The organism is Leucobacter iarius (genome assembly GCF_039530105.1).
Taxonomy (GTDB): domain Bacteria; phylum Actinomycetota; class Actinomycetes; order Actinomycetales; family Microbacteriaceae; genus Leucobacter; species Leucobacter iarius.
On the sequence record NZ_BAAAOB010000001.1, the window covers coordinates 1,847,494 to 1,861,002 of the forward strand.

Sequence of the window (13,509 nt, forward strand, 5' to 3'; positions counted from 1 at the left end):
AGTCTTACGCTCTGCGTATGAATCTGCAAACACCCGAGATCTTCCGAACGATCGAGGACCTCGTGGCGATGGCTCCGCGGGCGACGGGAACCCCCGGGGGAGTCCGCGCCGCCGAGTACGTCGCCGAGCGCTTCACCGCAGCCGGCCTCGACACCGAGACCCTCGAGGTCGACTCCTATGCGTGGCGGAGCACGGCGCACGAACTGGAGGTCGGCGGTCAGCGCTTCGAGTGCTCGCCGATCCTGCACTCGGGACTGGCGAGCCACGACTGGACCGGCGCCGCGGAGCATCGGCTCGACGCCCCGATCGTCGACATCGGCGCGGATCCCGTCCGCAAGCACGACGTCCGCGGCAGGATCGTGCTCTTCGACCTCGCCTTCACCATGACCACCGCGCACACCCTCCCGCTCACGCGCTACCTCTACGATCCGGACCGCCTGGTGCGCCGACGCGAGGTCCTCGGCAGCAGGAACCCCTACGTGACCACGCTCGCGCGTGTCATGCGGGAGGCCATGCGGGCGGGAGCCGTCGGGCTCATCGGCGTGCTCCGCGACTACCCAGAGTCCCACCGGTACCACAACGAGTACTACCGGCGGACGCTCTTCGCGCTGCCCGGCGTGTGGATCACGCGAGGGACCGGCGAGGAGCTGCGCCGCAGCCTCGCTGGAGCCCGAACCGCTCGCGCCGCCGGGAGTTCCGGACCCGCGACGGGCCGGCTCGTGCTCGACATCCGGCGCGAGCGGGTCGTCTCCCGCACCGTGCTCGGCGTTTTGCCCGGCCGCACCCGCGACGCCGTCATGGTGCAGTCCCACCACGACTCGGTGAGCCCCGGAGCGGTCGAGGACGCCTCGGGCACGGCGGAGGTCATCGCGCTCGCCGAGCACTTCGGAGCGCGCGCACGAGCGGGGGAGCAGCGCGACAAGACCCTGCTCTTCATCACCTTCGACACCCACTTCACCGGCTACCACGCCCACATGGACTTCGCGCGGCGCAACGTGCTCGCCCCCGACGCGCCCTGGAACATCGTGCTCAACACCACCATCGAGCACGTCGGGCTCCGCGCCGTCCGCGGAGCCGACGGCGGCTTCGAATCGGTGCCCGAGACCGAGCCCCGCGGCATCTTCCTCAACGTCAACCCGGCATTCACCCGCCGCATCGCGCAGCTCGTGCGCCGGCACCGTCTCGTCTCCACGAGCCTGCTCGGCGCCGCCGCGCTCGAAGCGTCCGCGAACGGGATCCCCACCGACGCCTCCTTCACCTTCGTCGCGGGCGTGCCGACGGTGAGCCTCGTCTCGGGCCCGCTGTACCTCTACGACGACGCCGATACGATCGATCGCATCGATACCGACCAGCTCGTCCCCGTCGCCCGCTTCTTCGCCGACGTCATCGACGACGCCGAAGCACGCCGAGGATCCACCCTGGGCCTCGTGCCGACGCCGATCCGGCGGCGCCTGCCGCGGGGGCGATGGTGACCCCCGATCCCGCGCAGCGAGAGCTGCCCGGCCGCGCGATCGTGTTCCCCGCCAGGGCCCTGCACGGCGGAACCCACGAGCAGACCGGACTGCTGCACCTGCCCGACACCGCACCGCCCGACGGCGGATACCCCGTCGTGGTGTTCGGACATATGACCACCGGCGGCTCCGAGGCGGCCGCGCCCAGCCGTGCGCACCCGGGCCACGTCGAATGGCGGCGCATCTCGCAGGGCGACGCCTTCTGCGCCCGCCTGCTGCGCCGGGGGATCGCGGTGCTGCGCCCCGACTACGAGGGCATCGGGTCGAGCGGCGCGCACCCCTACCTGATCGGCGCCTCCCTCGGGGAATCGATGCTCGCGGCGATGCGCGCTCGCCGCAGCGTCGACGAGCGCCTCGGCGACCGGTGGGTGCTGGCCGGTCACTCGGAAGGAGCGGTGGCGGCGCTGTTCGCCTCCGTCGCGCCCGCACCGGATCCCGACGCCCGGCTGCTCGGCACCGCGGTGTTCGCTCCGGTCACGCGCATGGATCGCAGCATCGCCCTCGCGCGCCGCTTCGGCGCGGCAGTGCCGGGAAGCCCGACGGTCTCGGCGCTCCTCGGGCTCATGCTGAGCGGCGCCGCCGAGGAGGATCCGGGCCTGCGGGAGCTGATCGAACAGGGCGGGCTGAGCGACCGGGCTCGCGGGGTCTGGGACGATCTCGGCGCGAAGACGCTCGTGGAGCTCATCGCGCCGGACTCCTGGGGCGGGATCGCTCCCTCGGCGATCGGCGGCCCGCGGCAGGCGGAGCTGTGGGAACGCCTCTTCGCCTCGTTCGCCCGCAACGAGGTCGGTCTGCTGCGTCCTGCCGAGCACCAGCCGCCGCTGCGCATCGATGCCGCGCTGCTCGACGAGGTCGCGCCGGCCCCGCTGACCGCCGCGCTCCTGCGCGGATACCGCTGTGCCGGGTTCGAGCTGACGAGCCGCTGGTGGCCGACGCACCACTCGGGCGTGATGCGCGAGGGCAACGCGCCCTCCGAGGCCGCCGGGTGGATCGCCGAGCGTTTCGCCGCCTAGAGCAGGTTGATCAGCGCGACGTAGGAGGCGGTGCCCGCCGCGATGCTCAGGAGCGCGCGGCGGCGGAACAGCAGGTGCACGGCGACGGTCACCGCGGAAGCGATGCCGAGCGCGACGATGCGGCCCGGGTGCGCGGCGCCCTGCTCGTGCAGCACCACGACGGCGAGGATCAGGAGGATCCCCGCGGGCATCCAGCGGCCGAGCGCCTGCACGAAGCGGGACTTGCGCAGGGGCTTCAGGATCGCGAAGGGGAGCGCGCGCAGCGCGAGGGTGATGACGCCCGAGATCGCGACCGCCGCGATGAGGTAGCCGATGCCCGGGGTCATGCTGCCGCCTCCGGCTCGGTTCCGGTGCCAGGGTCGGTGCCGCTGCCGGCCTCCCGGCGTCGGCTCCAGAAGAACCGCAGCGTGAGCAGCGCCGCGTAGAGCACGAGCGCCGGGAGCAGCGGTTGCGCCGGGAACGCGATCAGCGCCGCGGCGACGGCGACACCCGCGAGCAGGATCGAGGGGAGCTCGCGCTTCGACCGGGCGGCGTCGAGCGACATGACGATGAAGAGCGCGCAGAGCGCGAACTCGAAGCCCTCGATCGGATGCGGCAGCAGCTGCGCGAAGACGACGCCCACGAGGCCGCCGCCGACCCAGTACGCCTGCGAAGCGAGCTGCATCGTGACGATGCGCGCGGAGGAGAGCCGCTCGGGCGGCATGAGCACGTACGTCGCGTACGCCTCGTCGATCATCGCGTAGACGGAGTACGCGCGGGGGAGACCGGGCGAGACCCGGCCCAGCGGGAAGGAGAGCGGGTAGAACACGTGGCGGAAGTTGACCGCGAGCACCGTGACCGCGATCGTGACCAGCGGCATCGCGGCGGCGAGCATGGTCACCAGCAGCAGCTCGACGGACCCCGCGAAGATGCCGATCGAGAGCGCGGGCGCCAGCCACCAGGGCAGGCCGGCCTGGATCACGAGCACGCCGAGGGCGATGCCGAGCGGGAAGATGCCGAGTCCGACGCCGAACGAATCGGAGAGCCCCGCTCGGATCTGCGCGGCGCGGCCGCTCGGCGCGGCGGGTGTCTGAGGGGTCGTCGCGCCGGGCATGCGACCATCCTGTCGCATTCGCCGCGCAATGTGCGTGCCGATCCGGGCACATCTGCGCCTGATCATGCAAGATGGTTGCGTGGATGCTCTAGATCGCGCAATCATCGCGGAACTCGAACGGGACGGCCGGGTGAGCAACGTCGAGCTCGCCGCCCGGATCGGGCTTACACCAGGGCCCTGTCTGCGCCGGGTGCAGCGCCTCGAGCAGAGCGGCGTGATCCGGGGCTACCGCGCGGTCGTGGAGCCGGAGGCCATCGGACGCGCGTTCGAGGTGATCCTGCACGTCGACCTCGCCACGCAGGAGGCCGGAATCGTCAGCGCCTTCGAACGCGAGGTCGCCGCGCACCCCGAGGTCGCCGAGTTCAAGCGGCTCTTCGGCACCCCCGACTACTTCCTGCGGGTGCAGGCCGCGGATCTTGTCGCGTACGAGGCGTTCCTCACGCAGCGGATCATGTCGGTGCCCGGCGTCGGCAAGGTCAGCTCGCACTTCGCCATGAAGAACCTCAAGGGGGAGTGACCCTGCCAGGGGCTAGCATCGGGGCATGAGCCTTCCGGATGCGACCTCCCGCTACGACCGAACCCCCGTGCGCCGCGTCGGCCGCAGCGGCCTCCATCTGCCGCTGCTGTCGCTCGGCCTCTGGCAGAACTTCGGCGACGACCGGCCCCACGAGGTGCAGCGCGAGCTGGTGCTCGGCGCGTTCGACCGGGGGATCTTCCACTTCGACCTCGCCAACAACTACGGGCCGCCCTACGGCTCGGCCGAGCAGAACTTCGGGCGGATCCTCGGGCGGGATCTCGCCGCGCACCGCGACGAGGTGGTCATCTCGACCAAGGCCGGGTGGGACATGTGGCCCGGGCATCACGGCGCGGGCGCCAGCCGGAAGCACCTCGTCACCAGCCTCGACCGCTCGCTCGAGCGCCTCGGCACCGACCGGGTGGACCTGTTCTACACGCACCGCCCGGATCCGCGCACGCCGCTGGAGGAGACCGCTGCGGCGCTCGACCACATCGTGCGTTCGGGGCGCGCGCACTACGTCGGCATGTCGTCCTACTCGGCGGAGGCCGCGCGCGAGCTCGCCGGGCTCATGCGCGAGCTCGGGACGCCGATCATCATCCACCAGCCGTCGTACAGCATGCTGAACCGCTGGATCGAGACCGAGGGCCTGCTGGACGTCGCCGAGGAGGCCGGCTTCGGCGTGATCGGTTTCACCGCGCTCGCGCAGGGACTGCTCACGGGCAAGTACCTCGGCGAGATCCCCGAGGGATCGCGGGGAGCCGGGGCCGGATCGCTGAACACCGAGCTGCTGACCGACGAGCTGCGCGAGCGCCTGCGCGGCCTCGCCGCCGTCGCCGAGCGCCGCGGGCAGTCGCTCGCCCAGCTCGCGCTGGCGTGGGCGCTGCGGGACTCGCGCGTCACGAGCCTCGTCGTCGGTGCGAGCCGGCTGGAGCAGCTCGACGAGAACTGGCGCGCGCTCGAGAACCTGGACTTCGACGCCGCCGAACTCGCCGAGATCGACGCGCTGCTCGACGGCGCGACCCCCGAGGGGGCCGTCGACCTCTGGCGCGACGCCCGTCTCGGCGGGGAGGTGCCGCTGTTCGGCTCCTGGTGAGCGCGCCGAGGCGCTAGACACGCGAGCGGGCCCGGGATCGTGGTTCGATCCCAGGCCCGCTCGGTGCGACCTCAGGTCATCCTGCGCGACGAAGGAGTCGCAGGATCCTGCGACTCGCAAGCTCGCGCCGGATGACGATGGGGAAGCGCGGCCGCGCGTCAGATGACGGGGCCGGTGTACTTCTCGCCGGGGCCGGCGCCGGGGGCGTCCGGGATCGAGGACGCCTCGCGGAACGCCAGCTGGACCGAGCGCAGTCCGTCGCGCAGGCTACGAGCGTGCATGTCGCTGACCTCGGGAGCGGCGGCCGTGATGAGGCCGGCGAGCGCGTTGATGAGCTTGCGCGCCTCGTCGAGGTCGACCATCTCGTCCGCGTTCGGCTCGTCGGCGAGGCCGACCTTGACCGCGGCGGCGCTCAGCAGGTGCACGGCGGCGGTGGTGATCACCTCGACCGCGGCGACGTCGGCGATGTCGCGAACCGCCTGATCGGCGAAATCGGCCTCTGCGCTCGATGCGTCGGCGTGGGTGTGATCGGGGGTGGCCTGCGTGTCGCTCATGCTGTCCTGTCTCTGTGCTGCGTTCGTGTGCTAAGCTATCGAAGGTTCTCGGCACTCTGCCGAGGCTTCGGAAGTGGATATCCTCCCACCCGGCACCGCTCAACAAGGTTACCGGGTAGTTGACACCCCGCCGCGACAGCAGTCGCAGCAGCTGAAAAGGGTGTGGGAACGCGCATGCGTGCCCGATCCTCTGCCTCCGATTTGCTCCACCGGAAGCCTCCGGCGAAGTGAACGAATTCCCTGAACAGAGGAGCCGGCGATCAGCGATCCCCGTACGAATGAGCGAATCCGCGTCCCCGAGGTGCGACTGGTTGGTCCCAGTGGCGAACAGGTCGGCGTGGTGCCGATTGAAACCGCGCTGCGTCTCGCAGCTGACGCCGATCTCGATCTCGTCGAGGTGGCCCCGAACTCGAAGCCGCCCGTGGCGAAGATCATGGACTACGGCAAGTTCAAGTACGAGGCCGCGCAGAAGGCCAAGGAAGCGCGACGCAATCAGGCCAACACGGTCCTCAAGGAGGTCCGCTTCCGCCTGAAGATCGACAAGCACGACTACGAGACCAAGACGAAGCGTGCCATCGGCTTCCTGTCGCAGGGCGACAAGGTGAAGGCCATGATCCTGTTCCGCGGCCGCGAGCAGTCCCGCCCCGAGATGGGCGTCCGCCTGCTGCAGCGCTTCGCCGAGGAGATCGCCGAGTTCGGCACCGTCGAGAGCACCCCTCGCATCGATGGCCGCAACATGGTGATGGTCATCGCCCCGCTGAAGAACAAGTCCGAGGCGAAGGCCGAGCAGAACGCCCGCCGCGCCGAAGAGAAGGCCACCCGTCGTGCCGAGAAGGTCGACGGATCGGATTCCGCGGACGCGTAATCACAGATCTGCGGCCGCCCGCTGACCGGGCCGCGCCGCTCACGACGCAGCCGCCTTCGGGCGGCGCGCACACAACAAGGAGAAATCGAGATGCCCAAGCAGAAGACCCACTCGGGGGCCAAGAAGCGCTTCAAGCTCACCGGTTCCGGCAAGCTGATGAAGCAGCAGGCCGGCATGCGCCACAACCTCGAGGTCAAGTCCTCGAAGCGCAAGCGCCGTCTGAACGCCGAGCAGGTGCTCGCCAAGGGCGACGCCAAGCAGGCGATGAAGCTCCTCGGCCACTAATCGGCCGCCTCCACCCGAGACTTTTCGTAAGGAAGAACAGAAATGGCTAGAGTCAAGCGGGCCGTAAACGCCCACAAGAAGCGTCGCGTCATCCTCGAGCGTGCCGAGGGCTACCGCGGACAGCGTTCGCGCCTGTACCGCAAGGCCAAGGAGCAGGTCACCCACTCGCTCGTCTACTCGTACAACGACCGCCGCAAGAAGAAGGGCGACTTCCGTCGCCTGTGGATCCAGCGCATCAACGCTGGCGCCCGTGCCAACGGCCTGACCTACAACCGCTTCATCCAGGGTCTCGCTCTGGCCGGCGTCGAGGTCGACCGTCGCATGCTCTCCGAGCTGGCCACCAACGAGCCCGCGGCCTTCGCCGCACTCGTCGAGGTCGCGAAGAACGCTCTCCCCGAGGACGTCAACGCGCCCAAGGCTGCCTAAACATCTCGCTTTCCGAGAACCCCGTCGCATTCGCGGCGGGGTTCTTGCGTTTCTGGACCCTGCTTCCCGCGGTCGGGCGCCGGGTCGGGAAGGAGATTCGGCGTCAGAAGGACGTTCGGGCCGGAATCCTCCTTCTGACGCCGAATCTCCTGCGGAACGACGGAACGGAAGAGGGGCTGAGCGACGGGGACTACCCTGGACTGGTGAACGAGATCCTCGACAACCCGAAGGCCGGACGCGTGCGCGTGGCCGCAGCGCTCTCCCGTAAGAAGATCCGGCAGGAGCAGGGCCGGTTCCTGGTCGAGGGCCTGCAGGCCGTGCGCGAGCTGCTCGTGCACCGTCCGGAGCTCGCCGAGACGGTGTACGTCTCGCTCGACGGGGATCAGCGCCTCATCGAGGTGGATCGCCTGGTCGACGAGGCCGAGGCGAGCCCCCGGCGCGACGGCCGCGAACTCCCGTTCGTGCGCGTGACCGCGCCGGTGCTCGCGGCGATGGCCGAGACCGTCACGCCGCAGGGCGTGATCGCGGTCGCTCGCAGTTGGGAGGCCGTCGACCCCGAGCAGCAGGCGACCGCGCTCGCGAAGGCGCTGAGCGGGGCACGGCTCGTGGCGATCATGCACGAGGTGCGGGACCCCGGCAACGCGGGCACGGTGCTGCGCGCGGCCGATGCCGCGGGCGCCGACGCCGTGGTGTTCGCCGGCGCGAGCATCGACCCCTTCCACCCGAAGGTCGTGCGTTCGACGACCGGCTCGCTGTTCCACCTGCCGGTGGTGACCGCTCCCGACCTCGCCGCGGCGATCGACGCCGCCCGGGCCGCCGGCCTGGCCGTGCTCGCCGCCGACGTGAACGGCGCCGAGCTCGCCCCCGGCGATCCGGCCCTGACCGGATCCGTCGCCTGGGTGTTCGGCAACGAGGCACGCGGGCTCACCGAGGATGAGCGCGAGCTCGCCGATGCGGCCCGCCGACTGCCGATCTACGGTGCGGCCGAGTCCCTGAACCTGGCAACCGCCGCATCGGTCTGCCTGTACACGACGGCGTTCGCGCAGCGCGCCTGAGCGGACGACGACACAGGAGTCGACGGCCGCGAGCCGGGCGAACCCGGCCCGCGGCCGCCGCGCCGACCGCTACCGGATGTGCAGCTCCTCGAGCAGGCGCTGCCGGAGCGGCACGAGCGAGGCGTCGGCGGGATCCCGCGGACGCGCGCTATCGGGCACGTGCTGGTAGGCGATCCCGCCCGCGTTGAGCACGAGGATCCGGTCGGCGAGGCGGATCGCCTCGTCGATGTCGTGCGTGACGAGCACGACGGCCGGGCCGTGCCGATCCACGAGCTCCGCCACGAGCGTCTGCATCTCGATCCGCTTGATCGCGTCGAGCGCCGCGAAGGGCTCGTCGAGCAGGAGGAGCTGCGGCTCGCGCACGAGCGCCCGGGCGAGGGCGACGCGCTGCGCCTCGCCGCCCGAGAGCGTCGCGGGCCAGCTGCGCTCCCGTCCGGCCAGGCCGACCTCCTCCAGCGCGTGCGCGGCCGCGGCGCGTGTCGCCTCGGTCCGGGGCAGCCCGATCGCGACGTTCGCGAGGACCCGCTTCGACGGGATCAGCCGCGGCTCCTGGTAGACGAACGTGCTGCGCTCGGGCACCAGGACCTCTCCGCCATCGGGGCGCTGCAGGCCGGCCAGCACGCGCAGCAGCGAGGTCTTGCCGGTGCCGCTGGGCCCGAGCAGCACGACGAACTCGCCGCTGCGCACGTCGAGGTCGATGCGTTCGAGCACGGGGTGCCCGCCGAACGACAGCGAGGCGCCGCGGACGCGGACGCGGAGATCCTCGTCGGTTCCGATGGGGGCGGTATCGATGCTCATCGCAGCGCCACCCCCGCGCGCCACGGCAGCAAGACCCGCTCGAGCAGTCGCACCACCGCGTCGAACAACAGTCCGAGCAGCGCGTAGACGACGACGCAGAGGAAGAGGTAGTCGACCCGGTTGACCTGCTGCGCGAGCGAGACGAGGTAGCCGAGTCCGACCCGGGTGCCGACGTTCTCGGCGGCGATGAGCGCGCCGATGCTGATGCTCAGGCTGATGCGCAGCGCCATCAGGATCCCCGGCAGCGCGAGCGGCAGCACGACCTCGCGGATGAGTCCGGCTCCACCGAGGCCGTAGCCGCGGGCCGCCTCGACGAGCCGCCGGTCGATGCCGCGGACGGCCAGGTAGACGTACGCGTACATGGGGGCGATCGTCGCGAAGGCGATCACGAGCACCTTGAACTCTTCGTCGATGCCGAACCACGCGATGAACAGCGGGATCACCGCGAGGAAGGGGATCGCGCGCACCACCTGCAGGGATCCGTCGACGAGGTCCTCGCCCGCTTTCGAGAGCCCGGCGACGAGCCCGAGCGCGAGCCCGAGGCCGGCGCCGAGCACGACGCCGATGAGCACGCGGGTCAGCGAGGCCCCGAGCGAGACCGCGAGCTGCCCGCTGGCGAGCAGGTCCCAGCCGGCGGCCAGCACGTCGGGGATCTTCGGCAGCACCGCGGCGGGGACGAGTTCGAGGGCCGAGACGATCCACCAGGCGAGCAGCACCGATCCGGGCAGCGCGATGCGACGCAGCAGGACGGCGCCGCGGTGGGCGACCCGCTCGCGCGGGTAGTCGGGGGATCGGAGCGCGATCGGCGCTTCGACCGGGCGGGCGGGCGGCGGGTTCGATCCCGGGATCGGCCCCGCCGCGGGCGCCTCAACCCAGGTCTGCGATGAGGCCATTCGCCTGTACGCCCTTCGGGATCACGCCGTTCTTCGCGAAGAGATCGGCGATGGACTGCACGCGGGTGCGGTCCTGCGGGGTCGGCAGGCGCAGGACCGCCGGACGTGAACGGTTGACCTCGAGCTGCCAGGCGAGCGCGTCGCCGGTCAGCGCCCGCGGGCCGGTCTTCTCGAAGACGTTGACGAAGCGCTCGGGGTGCTTCGCGCGATCGGCGACGAGGGGCGTCGCGGCCTGCACGACGGCCTTCGCGATGTCGGGCCGCTCCTTCAGCAGGTCGGTGGTGAACAGGATGATCTCGCGATCCTGCGAGTCGATGTCGTGCTCCGTCGCGACGATGGTTCCGGTGGCCTTCGCCTGCCGGAAGAAGTCGCCGAAGGTCGAGATCGCGTCGACCTTTCCCGAGGCGAAGGCGGCGAGGGCGTCGGCCGGCTGCAGGTACTTGAGCGTCACCTCGGACGGTGCGATCCCGGCCTGGGCGAGCGCCTGGAACACGATGTACTCGCCCTTGCCCGCCGGGTTCACGGCGACCGTCTTGCCGCGGAGGTCGGCGACCGCTCGCGCGCCGCTCGCCTTCGTCGCGATGATCCCGGAGTCGTCGCCCGCGGTCTCGGTGTCGAGCACGGCGCCGATGCGGATGGGCGCTTCCTTGGCCGCCGCGCCGACGACCGGCGTGAACGCGCCCTCGCTGACCTGCAGCTCTCCGGTGCTGAACAGCGGGAGGTTCGCCGAGACCGCGCCCTTCGCGGGGACCCAGTCCACGGTCGCGCCGAGCGGCCCCAGCGCCTGCTCCAGGGTGCCGTCGTGCTTCGCGACGGCGAGCCAGCCGCTGTTGCCCGGGTCGGTGACCCGCAGGGTGTAGCTCTCGCTCGAATCCTTCGACGTCGATCCGCCGTCGGACTTCGCGCCGCTCTCGAGCGCCGATGCCGAGGAGGAGCATGCCGCGAGCATCGCGGTCGTCGCGATGATCAGGGCGGCGGCTCCGGCGCGGAGCAGGGTTCGTGATGTGGTCTTCATGTGCAGCGGGGTCCTTTCGAGCGTGCCGCGTGCGTGGCTGGGGTGGGACGGGGAGGGGTCAGAACCCGGAGAGGGCCGGGATCGGGGCGGTGGCGAGGGCGTTCCGCAGGTGGCCGAGCACCGCGCCGATGAGCGCGGGGGAGGAGAACTGCGGATCCTCGTGGTCGGCGTCGGCGATCTCGAGCAGCGTCGACTCGGCACCGACCGAGCGCAGCGCTCCGTGCCAGGTGCGCTGCGCGTATCGGATCTCGGCGGAGTCGTCGGAGCCGGTGAGCAGCAGGAACGGCGGGAGTCCGCTCGGATCGAGCCGTGCGAGGTGCCGACGCGGATCGCCGTCGAGCGCCTCGTCGAGGGTGACCGAGCCGAAGTCCTCGGTGCCGATGAACGGGACGAAGGGGTCTCGGGGGCTGGGCGGCTCGGCGCCGCCGCGATCCCAGAACCCGCCGGGCCGCTGGGCGGGCGGGTAGCGGTGCGCGAGGAACCGCGATGCCGGATCCAGCGGCGCGTACCAGGACACGACCGCGGCCGGACGGGTGACGAGCCGGTCCTCGGCCAGCCCCTTCGTGACCGCGAGCGACGCGAGGTGCCCGCCGGCGGACGCGCCGCCGATGCCGAGGATCGGTGCGGGGCCGTCGATGCCGAGCTCCTCGGCGTGCGCCTCGAGGTGCGCGATGAGCGCGAGCACGTCGTCGACGTTCTGCGGGTACGGACGCTCGGTGGTGAGCGCGTAGTTGGCATTGACCACCGCGACGCCGGCTCGGGCGAGCGCCGCCGGGATCCGTTCGCTCGCGGCCTTGTCGCCGAAGCGCCACCCGCCCCCGTGCAGGAACACGAACGCTCCGGGGAGGGTGCGCTGCTCGGGGACGAACAGGTCGAATTCGGCGGGGCGCAGCCCGTCGGCGGCGGGCCGGTACTCGACGTCGCGGAGCACCGTGAAACCGCCGCTCACGCGTTGACCCCCTGCAGCTCGGCCGCGGCGACGGCCGGTCGTGCGCTCGAACCTGCGGAGCGGCGCAGCACCCCCGGCCGGGCGAGGCCGAAGTGCTCGCGCAGCGTCTCGGTGGTGTACGAGGTGCGGGCGACGCCGCGGCGCTGGAGCTCGGGCACGACGAAGTCGACGAAGTCGGCGAACGCCGTGCGCATGAACGGCGGGAACACCTTCACGCCGTCGAACGCGCCCGAGACGTAGCCGGCCTCGATCCAGTCGGCGACCTCGCGCGGATCGCCGACGACGACCGGGAAGTTCTTCTTGTTCGCCGCGAAGCGGAAGAGGTCGTCGAAGGTGAAGTCGTGGTCGCCGACGATGCCGGCGAACTCGTCGAGCAGGGCGCGGCCCGTGCCGTCCGCCGGGAGCGCGGTCGGATCCACGACGTCGATGACCCGCTCGCTCGGGCGGACCTCACCGAGGTCGAGGCCGAGGTGCCGGCCGACGACGACGGGCGAGAACCGCTCGACCAGGTTCCGCTGCACTTCGTTGAACAGTTCGCGGGCACGGGCGCGGGTCTCGCCGACGTAGATGTTGGCTCCGACGACGAAGGCGTAGTCCTCGGGCGCGCGTCCCGCGGCGACCGCGAGCTCGCGGTTGCGCTGCGCGTAGGCGCGGTTCCACTCGATCGACGCGTAGGGGCTGAACCGCACGTCGGCGTAGCGGGCGCCCAGCGCGAACGACTCCTCGGAGGTGCCGGCGTGCAGGATCGGCACGCGGCCCTGGGGCGACCGCGGCGCGTTCAGCGGGCCGGCGACCTGGAAGTGGGTTCCGACGAAGTCGATCGGCTCGGCGGCCTCCGGCGCGAACAGTCGCCCGCCCTCCTTGTCGCCGACGAACCAGTCGTCCGACCAGGAGTCCTGCAGGCGGGTGAACACCTCGAGGAACTCACCGGCGCGCACATAGGCGTCGGCGTGATCGGGTCGCTCGCCGTGGCCGAAGTTGCGGTGCGCGGCGCCGCCGGGCGCACCCGCGACGAAGTTGACGCCGAAGCGTCCGCGCGAGAGGTGATCGACGTTGCTCGCGAGCTGGGCGGTGAGGTACGGGTCGCTGTAGGTCGTGTTGACGCTCGCGATGAGGCCGATCCGCGAGGTGACCGCCGCGAGATAGGACGCGGCGGCGAAGCCGTTGAACTGGAACGCGTTGCGGATCACGCCGCCCGGGTTCGCGTTCGAGCTGTCCTCCGTGTTGCCCCAGAAGAAGTAGTCGAAGACGCCGCGCTCGGCGGTGCGGGCGGTCTCGGCGAGCAGTCCGGGGTCGAAGATGCCGTCGAGCGACGACGAGCGCGAGCGCCAGCCGCTGTTGGTGGCACCGGTGGGCCAGTAGCTGAGCGCGAGGATCAGGTGATCGCGATCGGTGCGGGGATGCTGGGGCATGGGAGTCCTGTCAGTGGTCGGAACGAGCCG

At 71.3% G+C, this 13,509-nt stretch carries 16 protein-coding genes; 8 read left to right on the forward strand and 8 right to left on the reverse strand.

What is annotated here, in order from left to right:
- Positions 1 to 17: 17 nt before the first annotated feature.
- Both ABD169_RS08325 and ABD169_RS08330 read left to right on the forward strand, forming a co-directional pair.
- Positions 18 to 1,472, forward strand: coding sequence for a M28 family peptidase (locus ABD169_RS08325; RefSeq protein WP_344031325.1), 1,455 nt, complete (start codon positions 18 to 20; stop codon positions 1,470 to 1,472).
- A complete protein-coding gene (locus ABD169_RS08330) occupies positions 1,469 to 2,524 on the forward strand; it encodes a lipase family protein (protein WP_344031327.1) in 1,056 nt (351 codons plus the stop codon). Before ABD169_RS08325 ends, ABD169_RS08330 begins: the two co-directional genes overlap by 4 nt.
- On the opposite strand, the gene ABD169_RS08335 is transcribed toward ABD169_RS08330, so the two are convergent.
- Both ABD169_RS08335 and ABD169_RS08340 read right to left on the reverse strand, forming a co-directional pair.
- Entirely contained in the window at positions 2,521 to 2,850 is a 330-nt protein-coding gene (locus ABD169_RS08335; RefSeq protein WP_344031329.1) for a branched-chain amino acid transporter permease, read from the reverse strand. The two genes, ABD169_RS08330 and ABD169_RS08335, sit on opposite strands and share 4 nt — an antisense overlap.
- Complete coding sequence (locus ABD169_RS08340; protein WP_344031331.1) at positions 2,847 to 3,617, reverse strand: AzlC family ABC transporter permease; 771 nt, start codon at positions 3,615 to 3,617, stop codon at positions 2,847 to 2,849. The genes ABD169_RS08335 and ABD169_RS08340 overlap by 4 nt, the downstream gene beginning before the upstream one ends.
- A gap of 79 nt (positions 3,618 to 3,696) precedes the next feature.
- Here ABD169_RS08340 and ABD169_RS08345 point away from each other — a divergent pair, with 79 nt between their 5' ends.
- Together ABD169_RS08345 and ABD169_RS08350 are read left to right on the forward strand one after the other, a co-directional pair.
- Positions 3,697 to 4,134: an Lrp/AsnC family transcriptional regulator gene (locus ABD169_RS08345; RefSeq protein ID WP_046455882.1), complete on the forward strand. Its 438-nt coding sequence runs from the start codon at positions 3,697 to 3,699 to the stop codon at positions 4,132 to 4,134.
- A 25-nt stretch (positions 4,135 to 4,159) separates the two neighbouring features.
- Complete coding sequence (locus ABD169_RS08350) at positions 4,160 to 5,227, forward strand: aldo/keto reductase (RefSeq protein WP_344031333.1); 1,068 nt, start codon at positions 4,160 to 4,162, stop codon at positions 5,225 to 5,227.
- A gap of 158 nt (positions 5,228 to 5,385) precedes the next feature.
- Here ABD169_RS08350 and ABD169_RS08355 read toward each other — a convergent pair whose 3' ends face one another.
- Positions 5,386 to 5,781 carry a DUF1844 domain-containing protein gene (locus tag ABD169_RS08355; RefSeq protein WP_046455884.1) on the reverse strand — a complete coding sequence of 132 codons (396 nt, stop codon included), beginning with the start codon at positions 5,779 to 5,781 and terminating at the stop codon, positions 5,386 to 5,388.
- Between the two features lie 259 nt (positions 5,782 to 6,040).
- Here ABD169_RS08355 and infC point away from each other — a divergent pair, with 259 nt between their 5' ends.
- The 4 genes from infC to ABD169_RS08375 all read left to right on the forward strand — a co-directional run bounded on the left by infC (position 6,041) and on the right by ABD169_RS08375 (position 8,412).
- Positions 6,041 to 6,646 carry a translation initiation factor IF-3 gene (gene infC / locus ABD169_RS08360; protein ID WP_084821131.1) on the forward strand — a complete coding sequence of 202 codons (606 nt, stop codon included), beginning with the start codon at positions 6,041 to 6,043 and terminating at the stop codon, positions 6,644 to 6,646.
- 90 nt (positions 6,647 to 6,736) lie between these two features.
- A complete protein-coding gene (gene rpmI, locus ABD169_RS08365; RefSeq protein WP_024356294.1) occupies positions 6,737 to 6,931 on the forward strand; it encodes a 50S ribosomal protein L35 in 195 nt (64 codons plus the stop codon).
- Between the two features lie 42 nt (positions 6,932 to 6,973).
- A complete protein-coding gene (gene rplT, locus ABD169_RS08370) occupies positions 6,974 to 7,357 on the forward strand; it encodes a 50S ribosomal protein L20 (protein WP_046455885.1) in 384 nt (127 codons plus the stop codon).
- A 212-nt stretch (positions 7,358 to 7,569) separates the two neighbouring features.
- Positions 7,570 to 8,412, forward strand: a complete 843-nt coding sequence (locus tag ABD169_RS08375; protein ID WP_344031658.1) for a TrmH family RNA methyltransferase — start codon at positions 7,570 to 7,572, stop codon at positions 8,410 to 8,412.
- Positions 8,413 to 8,481: 69 nt separating this feature from the next.
- On the opposite strand, the gene ABD169_RS08380 is transcribed toward ABD169_RS08375, so the two are convergent.
- From ABD169_RS08380 to ABD169_RS08400, 5 genes are read right to left on the reverse strand one after another with little or no spacing between them, the layout of a single operon-like run.
- Complete coding sequence (locus ABD169_RS08380) at positions 8,482 to 9,210, reverse strand: ABC transporter ATP-binding protein (RefSeq protein WP_344031336.1); 729 nt, start codon at positions 9,208 to 9,210, stop codon at positions 8,482 to 8,484.
- Positions 9,207 to 10,103, reverse strand: coding sequence for an ABC transporter permease (locus ABD169_RS08385; RefSeq protein ID WP_344031338.1), 897 nt, complete (start codon positions 10,101 to 10,103; stop codon positions 9,207 to 9,209). Before ABD169_RS08385 ends, ABD169_RS08380 begins: the two co-directional genes overlap by 4 nt.
- Entirely contained in the window at positions 10,078 to 11,118 is a 1,041-nt protein-coding gene (locus tag ABD169_RS08390; protein ID WP_344031340.1) for an ABC transporter substrate-binding protein, read from the reverse strand. Before ABD169_RS08390 ends, ABD169_RS08385 begins: the two co-directional genes overlap by 26 nt.
- Before the next feature lie 58 nt (positions 11,119 to 11,176).
- The gene (locus ABD169_RS08395) at positions 11,177 to 12,067 is read right to left on the reverse strand and encodes an alpha/beta hydrolase (protein WP_344031342.1); all 891 of its coding nucleotides are present in this window, start codon (positions 12,065 to 12,067) and stop codon (positions 11,177 to 11,179) included.
- Positions 12,064 to 13,479: an NtaA/DmoA family FMN-dependent monooxygenase gene (locus ABD169_RS08400; protein WP_344031344.1), complete on the reverse strand. Its 1,416-nt coding sequence runs from the start codon at positions 13,477 to 13,479 to the stop codon at positions 12,064 to 12,066. The genes ABD169_RS08395 and ABD169_RS08400 overlap by 4 nt, the downstream gene beginning before the upstream one ends.
- Between the last annotated feature and the right edge of the window lie 30 nt (positions 13,480 to 13,509).